Source organism: Clostridium sp. UBA1056 (genome assembly GCA_002316385.1).
Lineage (GTDB): Bacteria > Bacillota > Clostridia > Clostridiales > Clostridiaceae > Clostridium_J.
Genome location: DCDL01000024.1, coordinates 19,229 through 33,675, shown reverse-complemented (window position 1 = coordinate 33,675; position 14,447 = coordinate 19,229). Strand labels below are relative to the sequence as shown.

At 28.7% G+C, this 14,447-nt stretch carries 16 protein-coding genes; 2 read left to right on the top strand and 14 right to left on the bottom strand.

The window, feature by feature from the left end:
* Positions 1-5: 5 nt before the first annotated feature.
* The 6 genes from B3W71_RS07115 to B3W71_RS07090 all read right to left on the bottom strand — a co-directional run bounded on the left by B3W71_RS07115 (position 6) and on the right by B3W71_RS07090 (position 5,805).
* A complete protein-coding gene (locus tag B3W71_RS07115; protein WP_346888248.1) occupies positions 6-1,175 on the bottom strand; it encodes a SpoIIE family protein phosphatase in 1,170 nt (389 codons plus the stop codon).
* Entirely contained in the window at positions 1,168-2,862 is a 1,695-nt protein-coding gene (locus tag B3W71_RS07110) for a [Fe-Fe] hydrogenase large subunit C-terminal domain-containing protein (RefSeq protein WP_346888247.1), read from the bottom strand. The genes B3W71_RS07115 and B3W71_RS07110 overlap by 8 nt, the downstream gene beginning before the upstream one ends.
* A gap of 252 nt (positions 2,863-3,114) precedes the next feature.
* A complete protein-coding gene (locus B3W71_RS07105; protein ID WP_346888246.1) occupies positions 3,115-3,432 on the bottom strand; it encodes a P-II family nitrogen regulator in 318 nt (105 codons plus the stop codon).
* A 14-nt stretch (positions 3,433-3,446) separates the two neighbouring features.
* Complete coding sequence (locus B3W71_RS07100; protein WP_346888245.1) at positions 3,447-3,800, bottom strand: hypothetical protein; 354 nt, start codon at positions 3,798-3,800, stop codon at positions 3,447-3,449.
* 15 nt (positions 3,801-3,815) lie between these two features.
* Positions 3,816-5,324, bottom strand: coding sequence for a DUF1538 domain-containing protein (locus B3W71_RS07095; RefSeq protein WP_346888244.1), 1,509 nt, complete (start codon positions 5,322-5,324; stop codon positions 3,816-3,818).
* 271 nt (positions 5,325-5,595) lie between these two features.
* Positions 5,596-5,805, bottom strand: a complete 210-nt coding sequence (locus tag B3W71_RS07090; protein ID WP_346888243.1) for a DUF3006 domain-containing protein — start codon at positions 5,803-5,805, stop codon at positions 5,596-5,598.
* 223 nt (positions 5,806-6,028) lie between these two features.
* Here B3W71_RS07090 and B3W71_RS07085 point away from each other — a divergent pair, with 223 nt between their 5' ends.
* On the top strand, positions 6,029-6,496 hold the full coding sequence (locus B3W71_RS07085) for a DUF4883 family protein (protein WP_346888242.1): 468 nt from the start codon (positions 6,029-6,031) through the stop codon (positions 6,494-6,496).
* Between the two features lie 73 nt (positions 6,497-6,569).
* On the opposite strand, the gene B3W71_RS07080 is transcribed toward B3W71_RS07085, so the two are convergent.
* The 3 genes from B3W71_RS07080 to B3W71_RS07070 all read right to left on the bottom strand — a co-directional run bounded on the left by B3W71_RS07080 (position 6,570) and on the right by B3W71_RS07070 (position 9,377).
* Entirely contained in the window at positions 6,570-7,976 is a 1,407-nt protein-coding gene (locus B3W71_RS07080; protein ID WP_346888241.1) for an aminopeptidase, read from the bottom strand.
* A 215-nt stretch (positions 7,977-8,191) separates the two neighbouring features.
* Positions 8,192-9,103, bottom strand: coding sequence for an HPr(Ser) kinase/phosphatase (gene hprK / locus B3W71_RS07075; protein ID WP_346888240.1), 912 nt, complete (start codon positions 9,101-9,103; stop codon positions 8,192-8,194).
* A gap of 58 nt (positions 9,104-9,161) precedes the next feature.
* On the bottom strand, positions 9,162-9,377 hold the full coding sequence (locus tag B3W71_RS07070) for a DUF896 domain-containing protein (RefSeq protein ID WP_346888239.1): 216 nt from the start codon (positions 9,375-9,377) through the stop codon (positions 9,162-9,164).
* Between the two features lie 338 nt (positions 9,378-9,715).
* On the opposite strand from B3W71_RS07070, the gene B3W71_RS19270 reads away from it, so the two are divergent.
* A complete protein-coding gene (locus B3W71_RS19270; RefSeq protein ID WP_414631998.1) occupies positions 9,716-9,904 on the top strand; it encodes an aspartyl-phosphate phosphatase Spo0E family protein in 189 nt (62 codons plus the stop codon).
* On the opposite strand, the gene B3W71_RS07065 is transcribed toward B3W71_RS19270, so the two are convergent.
* The 5 genes from B3W71_RS07065 to B3W71_RS07045 all read right to left on the bottom strand — a co-directional run bounded on the left by B3W71_RS07065 (position 9,896) and on the right by B3W71_RS07045 (position 14,444).
* Complete coding sequence (locus B3W71_RS07065) at positions 9,896-10,468, bottom strand: flavodoxin family protein (protein WP_346888238.1); 573 nt, start codon at positions 10,466-10,468, stop codon at positions 9,896-9,898. The two genes, B3W71_RS19270 and B3W71_RS07065, sit on opposite strands and share 9 nt — an antisense overlap.
* A 6-nt stretch (positions 10,469-10,474) precedes the next feature.
* On the bottom strand, positions 10,475-10,867 hold the full coding sequence (locus tag B3W71_RS07060) for a hypothetical protein (RefSeq protein ID WP_346888237.1): 393 nt from the start codon (positions 10,865-10,867) through the stop codon (positions 10,475-10,477).
* Between the two features lie 449 nt (positions 10,868-11,316).
* Positions 11,317-11,790: a peptide deformylase gene (def, locus tag B3W71_RS07055; RefSeq protein WP_346888236.1), complete on the bottom strand. Its 474-nt coding sequence runs from the start codon at positions 11,788-11,790 to the stop codon at positions 11,317-11,319.
* 151 nt (positions 11,791-11,941) lie between these two features.
* A complete protein-coding gene (locus tag B3W71_RS07050; protein ID WP_346888235.1) occupies positions 11,942-12,283 on the bottom strand; it encodes a hypothetical protein in 342 nt (113 codons plus the stop codon).
* Between the two features lie 157 nt (positions 12,284-12,440).
* Entirely contained in the window at positions 12,441-14,444 is a 2,004-nt protein-coding gene (locus B3W71_RS07045) for a S9 family peptidase (protein ID WP_346888234.1), read from the bottom strand.
* Positions 14,445-14,447: the final 3 nt, after the last annotated feature.

The window sequence follows — 14,447 nt, the reverse complement described above, 5'->3', positions numbered from 1 at the left end:
TTTATTCAACAAAGACTCATTTTAACATTTTTACCCATATCATTTAGTATTTTTTCCAACTCTCTAATAATTCCTAACTTTATAGTATAGCTAACATCACTATTTAACTCATTATGTGAAGGATTTATTGCCTTACCTATAAAAAAATTTATATCCGTTGCTTCTTCAAATAACATTTTAGAAATCATGGATGCTCCATCTATTTTATTTCTTAAATCTAAGGAAATATTTGAATTAATAGTATATTGCCTTGCAATACATAGAACCTTTTCCAAAGTTAGAACCCCTTCTGTAACTAAATCTATACCTTCAATACATGCTGTTGAAGGTATATCCTCATTACCTGTATTATTATTTATTATTATAGGTTTGTTTAAGTACCTACTTACTATCTGAGCTGTAGTACCACCACAAACTATTTTTTTACCTTTCTTTGAAAAAAATAGTTTTAACGTCTTTCTATCATCTTCTTTATGCTCTGGTGGTCCTACAATAATGTTAACTACCTTCCTCTCACAAATTTTAAATACAGCAACAGTTATATCATCATCTGGAGAATTCACATATAAGTCCATTGATGCATTTGCTATAGTTGCTGCCATCCTTTGTGGTGACATATCTGAAGTGTGCCATCTCTGAACATATTCAATAATACTTTCTCTTTTCCAACCATTTTTTGTAGTTCTTCCAAGACCAGCACTAGTAACTCCATCAGTTACTATTATAATCATATCGCCTATACTAAGTCTAAGACTACTCTCATGTATCTCCTTTTGATGAATAATTTTACAGTTTGAACTATAATCTATATTTCTGCCCTCTCTTATTAATATTGCTGATGGATTATCAAACTGTGCTAAATAAGCATCACCTCGATGATTAATTTGTAGTATGGTAAAAGTAGAATATGCCATGTTTCTAACCTTACAAACAGGCAAAGTTCTAGCCATTGTATACACACTTTCTTCTATAGACATATTACTAGACATCATGGTACTTAATATTTTTGCTGTCAATGTCGCTAATATGTTAGCTTTAATACCACTTCCTAAACCATCAGATAATACAAATGTGGTTTTATCTTTTCTTTTGACTGTAGTATAAAAATCTCCAGAAATAGATTCGCCATGTTTATTAAAGCTTACAAAACCACTCTCTAAAAATACATTAGTCATAATCCTCTTCCTCCATAAGTATTGCTTCTTTAAGATCTGTAAGAACTATTTTAGTTTCTGCTGCCGTCTCTCCAAGTAATGATGCAATCTCATGTGCAATACACATATGTTTTTCAATAATATTATCAGTTATATCAGCTCTACGATTCTTTTCATTAATTAGCTTTTCTCTTTTTAATTTTAACTTAGTTATATCTTTCATAATGCAAATGACAATTCCATTATTTTTGTCATATATAAAATTCTGTTTAACAAATTTATCATATTCAGCTAAGTAAGCATTTTCATTGACAATATTCTCTTCTGTACTTATGGCATTTATAAAATCAAAGTCATCCATAATTCTAGATATGGGAAATCCGATAATATCTTTAGAGTCTTCAATTTGAAATATTTTACAGGCTGACTTATTTATTTGTTGAACTATTAAATTAACATCTACCGTAATAATGGCATTAGGTGTAACACTTATAATTTTATCTGAAAAAGATTCTGCTTTTTCCTTCATATAAGGTAAACACATACTTATTTCTGCCTTCCCTAAAATTACTGCTATTGCTTTCTCTCTACAAGTTGAATATCCGCAAGTTCCACAATTTAATTCATCTTCAATACTGCTTTTACCCATCTTTTTTAGTATACTGGTTATTTCCTTATCATTAGGTGGTTGTAAAACCACTTGCTCATCTTTAATTGTTCTACTTGTATCAATATCATATTTAAAATTAAAATCAGTAGGCGTATTTTTGTCTAATGCTATATTTTCTACTTTATTTATTGAAGATATTAATGAAGATTTATTAATGGATGATGCTGGTCCATTTACGCAACTGCCATTACATGCACTCATTTCAATAAAACAATTACTTAGCTTATCGTTAATTATCTCTTTTAATACTTCTATGCAATTATCAATACCATCAATAGCAATATAACTATAATCAGATTTCTTATTCATGGTATTTAAAATTCCTCCACTAATGGGAAAAAATCTTGAAATATATGTGTTACCATCTAAATTCTTATCATCTTCAAATTTTAGTCCTTCATCTTTTATCCAAAGGTCTAACTCTTCAAAGGTAATTGTTATATCGTTGAACTCTTCACATTTTTCGCATTCTTCTTTTTTAGATATGCAAGGACCAATGAATACAACAATGGCATCTTTTATATTATTTTTTAGTAATATACTATGGGCCTGAATAGGTGAAAGTACAGGTGCTAAGTATTTTAATGCTTCTGGATAATACTTTTGAATTAATTTAACAACTGTAGGACAACATGAAGATATAATTATCTCTCTCCAATGACTTTCAATTAACTTTTCATATTCACTTTTAACTATATATGCCCCTTCTGCCGTTTCAAACACGTCACTAAATCCCAGCTTTCTTAACATATCAGCAAATTCTGAAAATTTATCAACATCATAATTTGAAATAAATGAAGGAGCTACACTAGCGATAACAGTCTTTCCTTCTCTGATCAAATTTTTTATAGTTAAAACATCATTACGAACCTCTTTAGCGTTTTGAGGACAAACAACCATACAGTTACCACATAGAATACAATCTCTTTCAATAATCTGAGCTTGACTATTCTTTACCTCAATAGCCTTAACAGGACAATTTCTAATACATTTATAACAATTTTTACAATTAGCTTTTTTAAATTTAAGTATACTCATTAAAAACCCATCTCCTATTATAATATGAATTATAAGCTACTCAAAAATTTTGATAAACTTTTAACAATTATAATTGTATATCTTAACTCAATAATTGTCAATTACACCAAATATTGAACATGTTTTATTAATTCACCTAAATTTTTAACTACTATAATAAAATAAATAGAATAAAAATAAGATGAATTATTGAATAATTCACCTTATTTTGTACTTATATTGAATTTTAATTTACCTTTTACAGTAAGCAAATTATATAGATAAACCTGCTACTTCATCTACAGGAAGTGAAAAACATATGCCTTCTCCTGGAGTTTTAATTCCAACTTCCTTTCCTATTGCTTTCATTATTTCAGTTTTACAGTTATGTCTAGTTAAAATAAGTACCACTTCTTTTTCTGACTGCAAACATATTCCAAAAAATTTCTTAGCCTCATTCACTCCTAATCCACGACCATTAAGTATAGTTCCTCCAGTTGCGCCTACTAGTTTTGCCGCTTCTATGGTCTGGTTTCCAAAACCATTATTCACTATTGTTATAATTAAATCAAACTTTCTTTCATTTTCCATTTGACTGCATCCTCCTAATTCATTAATCCAGTTAATAATTGAAGCGTAACCACTCCAGCCACACTACTTATAGGTATTGTAAATACAATTCCATTTCCAGGCTTATCAAGCTGTAATTTCTTCGATAACTCTCTTACAATAGAAGTAGCCCTGTCTTCTGGGACCGAACTCATCACTATATCTTTCTCCGTATCCCCTATTCCAAGATATTCTAATATTTCAGAATTAGCTGTTCCCTTGCCTAAACAAATCAAATGAAAACTAATATTATTTTCCTTGCATATATCTGTAACCTTTTCACCTTTTCCACGATCAATAATAGTAACCATTAGCTTTATCCCATCACAAATGGATAGTTTATCTGTCATACATGCTTCCTCCTTTTAAAAATCAATTATGTCATTATCCTCATCTACTGACATATTCTTAGAAGAATTTCTTTTCTTAGTCCTTATACTATATATAAGTCCTAGTATTTGTATAGTAACAAGAGGCGTCATAGCAACCATCGCAACAATTCCAAAGGCGTCTGTAAGAATATTCCCACCTATGGCTTCACAGGCTCCCATAGCAAAAGGAAGTAAAAACGTCGCTGTCATAGGTCCTGATGCAACCCCTCCTGAATCAAATGCAATAGCCGTAAATATCTTAGGCACAAAAAATGTCAGTGATAATGCAATTATATATCCAACAATTAAGAAATACCATATACTTATACCTGTAATAACTCTAATCATTGCTAAACCTACTGATATAGACATTCCAATAGCTAAGCTACCTAACATAGATTTTTGAGAAATTGTTCCACCTGTAATTTCTTCTACTTGCTTATTTAGTACATGAACGGCTGGTTCTGCTGTAACAATAAAAAATCCTATAACCATTCCTAAAGGCACAAGTATCCAATGATAAGAAAGAGATGCTATCTTCTTACCTAAATAATTTCCAGCTGGCATAAATCCAACATTTACACCAGTTAAGAAAAATACAAGTCCTAAGTATGTTAGCAACATTCCTATAGATATTTTTCTTATTTGATGTCTGGACAATTTAAATGAAAAGAATTGAAATATGAGAAAGAAAATTATAATAGGCAAAAGGGCAATAGCTACTTCCTTTGCATAGACTGGGAAACCCTTAATAAATAATCCTATAAGTTCTTTTATACTATGAACCTCTGCTGGGTTTATTTTCATATGACTACCAGAAGATGAATCATAAAACATACCTAGAATTAGCACGGCTAAAATTGGACCTATAGAGCTTAATGCAACTAGACCAAAGCTATCATCTAATGAACTTTTATCCCCTCTAACCTTAGCTACACCAATTCCTAAGGCAATTATAAAAGGAACTGTTATGGGACCTGTAGTAACTCCACCTGAATCAAATGCTACTGCAATAAAATCTTTTGATGTGAAAGCTGCTAAACCAAAAACGACTAAATAAAATACAATTAACAAATAAGACAACTTAACTTGAAAAACTATACGAAGTAGTGATACTACTAGAAAAAACCCTACTCCTAGTGCAACTGCTGCAACTAGAACCATATCTGGCACTGCAGGAACCTGTTTTGCTAATACCTGTAGATCAGGCTCTGCAACTGTAATCATGATTCCCATTAAAAAAGTTATTATTACTAAAATGCTAATTTTTCTAGATTTAGTAATATGACTTCCTATTTTTTCTCCCATGGGCATCATTGCCATGTCAGCTCCTAATGTAAACATTCCCATTCCAAATATGAGTAATACAGCTCCTATTAAGAATAGTGCTAAGGTTCCAAGGGGCATGGGTGAGATTGTAAAGTGTAGCAGTAGCACAATGATTGTAATTGGAACTACAGCTACTAAAGACTCCTTGATTTTTAATGCTAAATTTTTATTCAATAGATTTCCTCCTTACATTATTGATGTTAAAGCTTTAAATCAATTGATAATCATTTCTATTTAATTATAACATATATAAAACCATATCTCTATGCATATTACAGAAAATTCTTTATATTTAACTTTTTCTTAACTTAATATTAACTCAATTTTAATTTATTCATATAATACCTATTACTTATTACTATTATATAGGTTATTAGTTATCATTAAATAAAGATACATATAAAAAAAAGATATGCATATACATATCTTCCAGCTTATAATATTGCTATTTCCATAAATTTTCTGTAAGTTTTTCAATTTCCTTTCTAAGTCTTTTCGTTTCTTTATGATTAATAATATACTTTCCATTTATTAATTCTATACAATCCCCCTCTTTTACACCTTGAGGTAATTCTGAAATATGTATATTAATCATTTTCTTATACTCATTTTCACATACAGCATATTCTTCTTCAAACCTATCTATAATTAACATAAATAAGACTCCTTCCTTTATACTATTTATTTTATCATTTCTTTATGTTTTTACCATCATAAATAATATATAATTTCATAAATAATATATACTTATGGATTACTACTTACATCTTAAATTAACATACTATTTTTAGTTACATATAATATATAGTTTTTCATTATAAATAGTAATAAAATCACTTTAATTTTCATAATTTATAAGGAATAGAGGGGTTGATATTTTGAAAAATAAACTACTAATTTTAATTATAACTATAATACTAATAATTAGTACTGGTTGTACAAATATAAAGCTATCATTGAATAAAGAAAAATCACAAATTAACTACTATAGTCAAGAACTTATAAGTAATATTAACAAAACTGAGCCAACACGCATCTCTGTTTTTTATAGAGAATTTTTTAAAGAATTTGATTTTCCTGAGACAGAATCTAAAGATATAATTAGCTTTTTAAATACCTTAGATGAAAGTTACTTTATTGAAAAACCTTCTGATTTACCTGAATCATATAAATACAAAGTATATATTGAATTTGTAGATAAAAAATATGCTATCAATATATTTAACGAGAAATATATATCTATATATAGCTGGGATGGTAAATATGAAGTGGATTATGTAAATATAACTGAAGTACCTACATCCTATAATTTATATGGCATATGCAAATATTTCACAGAGGAATAACTAATAATAGTATAAAAACAAAAAGGTAGAAGAATTAGTCTTCCACCTTTTATGTTTAATATAGTAACTTAAATTAGATATCTAATAAAAATGCTTCATAAGCTCTGCAAGTTTCATATATATCTGCTTTACTTGCAATTTCCCATGGTGCATGCATGTTGTGTAAAGCCACACCTGAATCTATAACTTCCATTCCATACTCAGCAAGAATATAAGCTATAGTGCCGCCGCCACCTTGGTCAACCTTTCCAAGTTCTGATGTTTGCCAATAAATATTATGTTTATCCATTACTCTTCTTAATTGGGCAATAAATTCAGGGTTTGCATCGTTACAGCCACCTTTACCTCTTGCTCCAGTATATTTATTAAATACTACACCTTTACCAAAGAATGCATTATTTTGTTTTTCACTTACTGATGGATAGTTTGGATCGAAAGCAGCACTTACATCTGAAGAAAGCATTTTAGAATTTGCAAGAGCTCTCCTAACTTTAAGTTCACTGTAGTCTTCAACAAGATTTACAAGTTCTGCTACAGTATTTTCGAAGAATCTTGATTGCATTCCAGTTGCACCTTGGCTTCCAACCTCCTCTTTATCTACAAGTAGCGTTATACAAGTTTTATCTGTGCTGTTTATTTTCATCATTGCTTCAAAAGAAGTATATGCACAAATTCTATCATCATGACCATATGCCATAACCATTGAACTATCTAAACCATAGCTTCTAGCTCTTCCTGCTGGAACAACCTCTAGTTCAGCTGATACAAAGTCTTCCTCTATAATTCCGTATTTTTCATTAAGAAGTCTTAGTATGTTAAGTTTAACTCTATTTTTAGCTTCCTTATCTTCTACTGGTATAGAACCAACACATACATTTAAGCTTTCTCCTTCAATTCCTTTAGCTAAAGTCTTAGTCATTTGATCTGCAGATAAGTGAACTAATAAATCTGATATTCCAACTACTGGGTCTCTATCATCTTCACCTATAACTATATTTACTAAGCTTCCATCTTTTTTGATTACAACACCGTGAATTGCTAATGGTATAGTAACCCATTGATATTTCTTAATTCCACCATAGTAATGAGTTTTAAGCATTGCTAAATCAGAATCTTCATATAGTGGATTTTGTTTTAGGTCAAGTCTTGGTGAATCAACGTGTGCACCTAGTATTTTAAATCCTTTTTCTATAGGTTCAGTTCCAATTAGGAATAAAGCAAGAGTTTTTCCCATACAATTTGCATAAACTTTATCTCCAGCTTTAAGTTTTTTTCTTTCAGTTATGCATTGGTTTATATCTACATATCCCTCTTTTTCAGCTAATTCTACGAATTCATTAACGCATTCTCTTTCAGTTTTGCACTTTGACATAAAATCTATATATCTATCTGATAGCTCAAATGCTTTATTTAGGTCTTCCTTTCCATATTTATCCCAAACTGATTCGTATTTCTTTTCTAAATTTTTTAAATCATCCACGAAAATCCCTCCCGATAAAATTTATAGTTATAGAATTCTACTTTTATATTACTCTAAATTCAATTCATTTACAATTTAAATTTTAGAAAATTTAAATTATATATTATATTTAATATAATGAATTTTATTAACTAATACCTAGTATAAATAAATTTTTTCTTGAAATTTTTATTGGAACTATATTTCTCCCTTTAGATATCCTAAGAATAGATATACTAAGAATTTTGACTATCCATAATTCTTTTTTCAATAGTTTCTACAGCAGTGCAGTTAGAAGTAGCATTGTACCTAAAATTGGCTGCTGCAGCCTCTATAATAACAGCTATATTACGTCCTGGCTTTAAAGGTAATACTATTTTTTCCACTTCAACACCTAATATATCCGTATATTCTCTATCTACTCCAAGTCTTTCATACTTATCATTTCCATCCCAATTAACTAAAGAAATAACTAAACTAATTTTCTTCTGAGAAACTATACAACTACTTCCATATATTGCTGATACATCGATAATTCCCATACCTCTAACTTCAAGCATTCCAGTAGTTATATATGGGCAAGCTCCATACAAGTTCCCATCTATTTCTTTTATATCTACCGCATCATCAGCTCCCAGCCTATGACCTCTTTTAATAAGCTCTAGAGCTGCTTCACTTTTTCCAATTCCACTTTCCCCTATAATCAAAATTCCAATACCATATACATCTACCAAAACACCATGAAGCCTAGTCTCTGGTGCTAGCTCTGAATCTAAGAAATTACTGACCCTATTAATAAATTTTGTAGATTTGTCACTGCTTCTAATCACACTGACGTTTTTAATTCTTGCTTCTTCTAAAAATTCCTCATGTACTTTCAAGCCACTTGTTATGATTACTCCTGGTATAGGAAATGAAAAGTATTTTTTAATTCTGCGTATCCTTACTTCCGGATCAAGACACTTTAGATAGCTCCACTCAGTTTTACCTACTATTTGAATCCTCTTATTATCAAAATAATCATAAAATCCAGCAAACTGTAATCCAGGCCTATGGATATCACTCACCGTAATATTTGATTCTAAATCTCCTTCTACTAGAACTTCTAAATTATAGTTATTAACCAAGTCTAAAACTTTTACTCCCATCTTACTCCTCCACCTAGCCTAAATTATCCTCTATAATTGTTTTTTAATTTATCCTTTATTAATTATTTTTTTTTGGATCTAAAGGCTTATATCCATTAATTTGAGCTCTAAAATTCTTTTTAACATTATCTATATACCTTCTCCTTAAAACTTGTTGTCTATTTTTTTCTTCTTCTGTTAAACCACTCTCTTGGCTCTTTTTATATAGTGCATTTATTTCTTCAATAACTTCTTCTATTTTCATATCATCAATATTTTTATATAATTTACTCATTATTTTCCTCCTGCTATAATAATTAAATCATTGTCTTATAAAACATTTTTCTTTACAAAGTACTTTTATGACGATTTTAGTATTATTTTTATATGTTTTTTAATTATTTTGAATATATATTCAGCATATGTCGCAAAATATATTATTACATTTTTTCCCAAATAACTCAAAATCGCATTAAGTCATTTCCATATATTTCCTGTTTGGTCTTTCATGATATATCCATCCCTTTTATGGAGATTTTTGTAAAACCAAATATGAATTTGACTATTAATAATTGTTAACATTGGGTTGTCTGTCTGTTAAAATAAAAATATAAAGTTTAAGGATGTGATTGTATGTTATCAAAATTTAATTTCCTAAATCAAAAAATTAAATCTTTTAAAATACTACTGCATGTACTGCTTAGATTTAAGAGACCTACAGATACTATTGTTGTAATATGCTCTCAACATTTAGACGAATACATTGTGGAATATCAAAAGCTAAATCATGATCCACATAAAAAACATAAGAAGTTAGCCTAATATTCGCTCCTTATTTATTAGATCCTGACATTTTAAAATTTCATTATGACACTCGTTAATATAATTATGATTTAAATCTGTATTGTCTATATATAACTTAAATACAATATCACAATTAATGGTATTAAAAAAATACTTACCTATAGTTTCCATAGTACTAAACATATTGTTCCAGGAGCTACCCCCATTAAATATAAGTATACCTTGTTTTCTTTTACTTGTATTTTGATTAAATATAAATTTTCTACTCCAAATCATTTGACATCTATCTATCAATGACTTTAATGGTGACGGGAACATTCCAAAATACATAGGAGATGCTAAAAGAATTATATCACTTGTTTCTATTTGTCTATAAATCTTGGTCATAGAATCCTTAATTGAACACTCCCCCAATACCTTGCTACAATACTTGCAATCAATACAAGGATTAATATTTACTTCATAGCAATTGATATGCTTTATCTCTATATCACTCTTAATTCCCTTTAAAAGTGCATCCAAGATTTTATTTGTATGACCTTCAGCATTAGGTGAACTATTTATTATAAGTAATCTTTTCATAATGAATTATAACTCCAAAATTAGGTCATCTATATCTACTGGCAAAGTTTCTCTATAGAAAGCAACTAAGAAATCCATAGCATCATATCTCTCTTCTGAAAGCTCATAGGATAACATTTCATAATCTAAATCATAGGATTCTGAAATCTCATCTATTATATCATTAATATTATCTATAGCAATATCGTTTAAATATGGTAGAAAATACTCTTGATACCACTGTTCCCCTTCTTTTTCATCCTCACACTCTTCATTTGCAAATTCTCTAGCTCCTTCAAGCTCTAAATCATCAAACTCGTAAGAAAATTTAATTATAAAACACTGATCATGTTTTTTTATTTCTTTAATATTTTCTAAAGCATTATCTTCTAAAATTTCTATAATTCCCTTTTTATTCATACTATAATACTCCTTCATTTTTATTTTCTAAATATTTATTTTATCTTCATTACATTTTCTTAATTTTTGCATTTCTAAGCTTCTATATGCAAAATTTCTTTAATAAATTATATATATTATTTAGACATTTCTTTATCTTATATACTCTCCCTTATCATATAAAATAAAGCATAAATTTTACCTTTATTATATAATAATCTAAATCTTATTATAAATCCATATAAAAGTTTTTAAGTAAGTCTATATAGGCATTTAAATTAATAAAATATGGTACTAGTTTAAATTATAGGTGAATAGAAAACTTTAAAAATCCTTGCTATGATTTCACTAATTATCAATGATATAGAATGGCTTTATAATAAAGTAAATCTAATAAAAAAATAAAAACTGCTAAAAGGTCATAACCTATTAACAGCTCTTACAATTTTAATATTGCTATTTAGTAAATTTTATTCTTCAACCAATTCATACATTTTATCAGCTTTTTCCATGTAAAGAATTCCTTCCAAATGATCCATTTCATGACAGAACACTCTTGCCATAAAATCCTCTACTTCGTACTTTATAAGCTTACCTTCTTCATTCAAAGCTTCAACTACCATTTTAACAGGTCTCTCAACTACTCCTTCATATCCAACATAGCTAAGGCATCCTTCATAATCACTAGCTGTTTCCTTAGACACTTTAACAACTTTGGGATTTATTAATATTATAGGAGAAGTATTATCAGGTGTTACATCAATTAATATAACTCTTTTATTTACAGCTATTTGTGGAGCTGCAAGTCCAACACCTTCAACCGTTGATAATGTATCTTTTAAATCTTGAATTAATTCTCTTATTTCTTCATTTATTTCAACTACAGTATCGCTAATTTTTTTTAAGTGTTCATCTCCATATTGAACTATTCTTTTCACTGCCATCTTAAGTTACCCCTTTCATATTCCTTTTCTAAGTATATTAAATCATATTTTTATATATTTTTCATTATGCATATATAAAAAATTCCTAAAAGATTATATAATAGATGAAGAATATAAAATATATTGAATCCCTTAATGCTTTATATATATATTATAATAAAAATCCTATATAATAACATATTAGAATTATCATAGAAATACATCCTCGTAGTATATGATGTTTTAAATTTAGTTGGTTAAATAGCTTATATCCATGAATTATTGCAGCTATGTGTATTAGTATCAATCCTATTAGAAGAATATATAACATATTATTCCCTCTATTGAATTCCGTAATGGATGCAAATAAAATAACTATACTTCCTACAATCATCATGATATTAGGGAAAATATTATCTCTACTTTGTCTGATTGCCATAACACAAGCAAGGATAGATAATCCACCATATACTATTATTAAAATTAAAGTAATAAATTTAAATGCTATAGACATGATATTCCTCCCATATTTTCGTTAGTTAATTTATAGACCTATATAATTATTTTATATATTTCAGTAGTTTATGCTCCTAATATACTTATCATTCAAGTTAAGTTTTTCATATAAATAAACACCTCATAAAAAATTTTATAAGGTGTTTACTTATATACTATTTTAAATGTTCTTCAAACCAATTTGTTATCTCTGTAAGTCTTCTTATTCTATGCTTTGGTTTTCCACTTCTGCTAAGCTCATGATTTTCTCCTCTAAACATGCAAAGCCTAGTTTCAATACCATGATACTTTAATGCTGTAAACATCTGTAGACCTTCTGCTAACCAACATCTATAATCTTCTTCTGAATGTATAAATAGTGTTGGTGTTTTAACTTTATCTGCATATTTAAGTGGAGAGTGATACCATAATTTATCAATGTTATTCCATGGAGTACCTCCATTTTGATCATCCACAAAATAGAATCCTATATCTGTAGTACAGAACTTAGAAATCCAATTTGAGATACTTCTTTGCGATACAGCTGCTTTAAATCTATCAGTATGACCAATTATCCAGTTAGTCATAAAGCCTCCATAAGATCCACCAGTTACACCTACATTATTTACATCTATATTCTTATATTTTTCTAATACCCTATCTGTAAAAGCCATTATATCATCATAATCAATAGTTCCATACTTTCCTCGAATGTCCGCATAACCTCTTCCATGACCATCGCTACCACGCGGATTACAGAAGAACACAAAATAGCCCATATTAGCCCAAAGTTGCATCTCATGATAGAACACTTCACCATAAACAGTTTTCGGGCCACCATGAATATCTAGAATAGCTGGATACTTTTTATTTTCTTCAAAATCTATAGGTTTCAGTACCCAACCTTCTACTATTATACCTGGTTCCGTTTCAAACTCAACTCTTTCTGGTCTTGATATCTTTAATTCATCTTGTATCCATTGGTTAAACTTTGAAACTTCAGATTCATTACCATCTTTTAATGAATATATTTCTTGCAATTTTTGTTCTCTAAGACCTATAAATAATATATTACCGCTTTTTACATCAAAGGAATCTATAGATCCTCTAGTAGAACTTACTTTTTCTATATTTCCATTTATATCGATTCTATTTATATAAGAACTATCTATTTCTGTAGTTGTAAAGTATAAGTAGTTGCTATCTCTTACAGTAGACTTTCTTCCCCCATATCTACAATCTGAACCTACAGAATTCCTTGTACTTCTATCAAAGTTTGGTGTTAATAAGGTTTTACTATTATTATTTATATCTATTAAATAGAATTTGCCATCTTCGTTAACTCCATACTCCTTCATATCACTTCCAAGTACTATTAATGTATTTTCATCCATGAAACTTACATGAGCATAAGAAAACTTTTCTTCTTCATTAATTAGAGTAAGCTTATCTAATTTAATATCATAAATGTATAAATCATCATTAAGTGGTGCTCTATCTTTATAAGAACTTGCAGTAAATACTACCTTATTTCTATCTTCACTTAATTCTATTGACATAACTGAGTCATATTTATCAGTTATTAAGTTTATCTCTCCTGTACTTACTAAATATTTATATAGCCCACTTCTCTTTTTATTAATAAAGCCACTACCATTACTCCAAAATGGTATCTCATCTAAAACTTCATAGTCCTTTTCCTCTTTTTTTAATTTCAATTTCTCGCTTTTTTCTTCCTCTGAAAGTTCAAATAAACTTTTTTCTCCCACCTTATGAGTACCTGTAAATAAGAATGTATCTTCATCTACTTCAATTATAGCTTCAATGGCCATAGGAATTTTAAAAGCTTTAATAGCTTCTCCACCATGAATATTTAGCTTATAAAATTGAGAAAATTCCTCCCCTTCCTCAAGTTCCTTTTTATCCTTACTATCTCTTACTCCTTGAAATAATATAGTCTCATTATCTTGAAGCCATATAAAATTTTTCTCTTTATTAAAAGAAGTTAATTGATAATACTCATCTAAACTTAAATTATAAATCCATAGATTAGAATTATAGCTGTTATCTTCTACATTACAGCTAGATACTACAAAACAAGCATTATCTCCTTTTGGTGAAAATTTTAAATATGATAAAAACTTATACTTTATAAAATCTTCTAGTTGAATATTTCTCATTAC

Excerpts from the sequence above, each read along its gene's own strand:
- B3W71_RS07115 (WP_346888248.1), bottom strand. The coding sequence starts at position 1,175 with ATGACTAATGTATTTTTAGAGAGTGGTTTTGTAAGCTTTAATAAACAT.
- B3W71_RS07110 (WP_346888247.1), bottom strand. The coding sequence starts at position 2,862 with ATGAGTATACTTAAATTTAAAAAAGCTAATTGTAAAAATTGTTATAAA.
- B3W71_RS07105 (WP_346888246.1), bottom strand. The coding sequence starts at position 3,432 with ATGGAAAATGAAAGAAAGTTTGATTTAATTATAACAATAGTGAATAAT.
- B3W71_RS07100 (WP_346888245.1), bottom strand. The coding sequence starts at position 3,800 with ATGACAGATAAACTATCCATTTGTGATGGGATAAAGCTAATGGTTACT.
- B3W71_RS07090 (WP_346888243.1), bottom strand. The coding sequence starts at position 5,805 with ATGTTAATTATAGATAGGTTTGAAGAAGAATATGCTGTATGTGAAAAT.
- hprK (WP_346888240.1), bottom strand. The coding sequence starts at position 9,103 with ATGGGAGTAAAAGTTTTAGACTTGGTTAATAACTATAATTTAGAAGTT.
- B3W71_RS07070 (WP_346888239.1), bottom strand. The coding sequence starts at position 9,377 with ATGAGTAAATTATATAAAAATATTGATGATATGAAAATAGAAGAAGTT.
- B3W71_RS19270 (WP_414631998.1), top strand. The coding sequence starts at position 9,716 with ATGTTATCAAAATTTAATTTCCTAAATCAAAAAATTAAATCTTTTAAA.
- B3W71_RS07065 (WP_346888238.1), bottom strand. The coding sequence starts at position 10,468 with ATGAAAAGATTACTTATAATAAATAGTTCACCTAATGCTGAAGGTCAT.
- B3W71_RS07060 (WP_346888237.1), bottom strand. The coding sequence starts at position 10,867 with ATGAATAAAAAGGGAATTATAGAAATTTTAGAAGATAATGCTTTAGAA.
- def (WP_346888236.1), bottom strand. The coding sequence starts at position 11,790 with ATGGCAGTGAAAAGAATAGTTCAATATGGAGATGAACACTTAAAAAAA.
- B3W71_RS07050 (WP_346888235.1), bottom strand. The coding sequence starts at position 12,283 with ATGTCTATAGCATTTAAATTTATTACTTTAATTTTAATAATAGTATAT.
- B3W71_RS07045 (WP_346888234.1), bottom strand. The coding sequence starts at position 14,444 with ATGAGAAATATTCAACTAGAAGATTTTATAAAGTATAAGTTTTTATCA.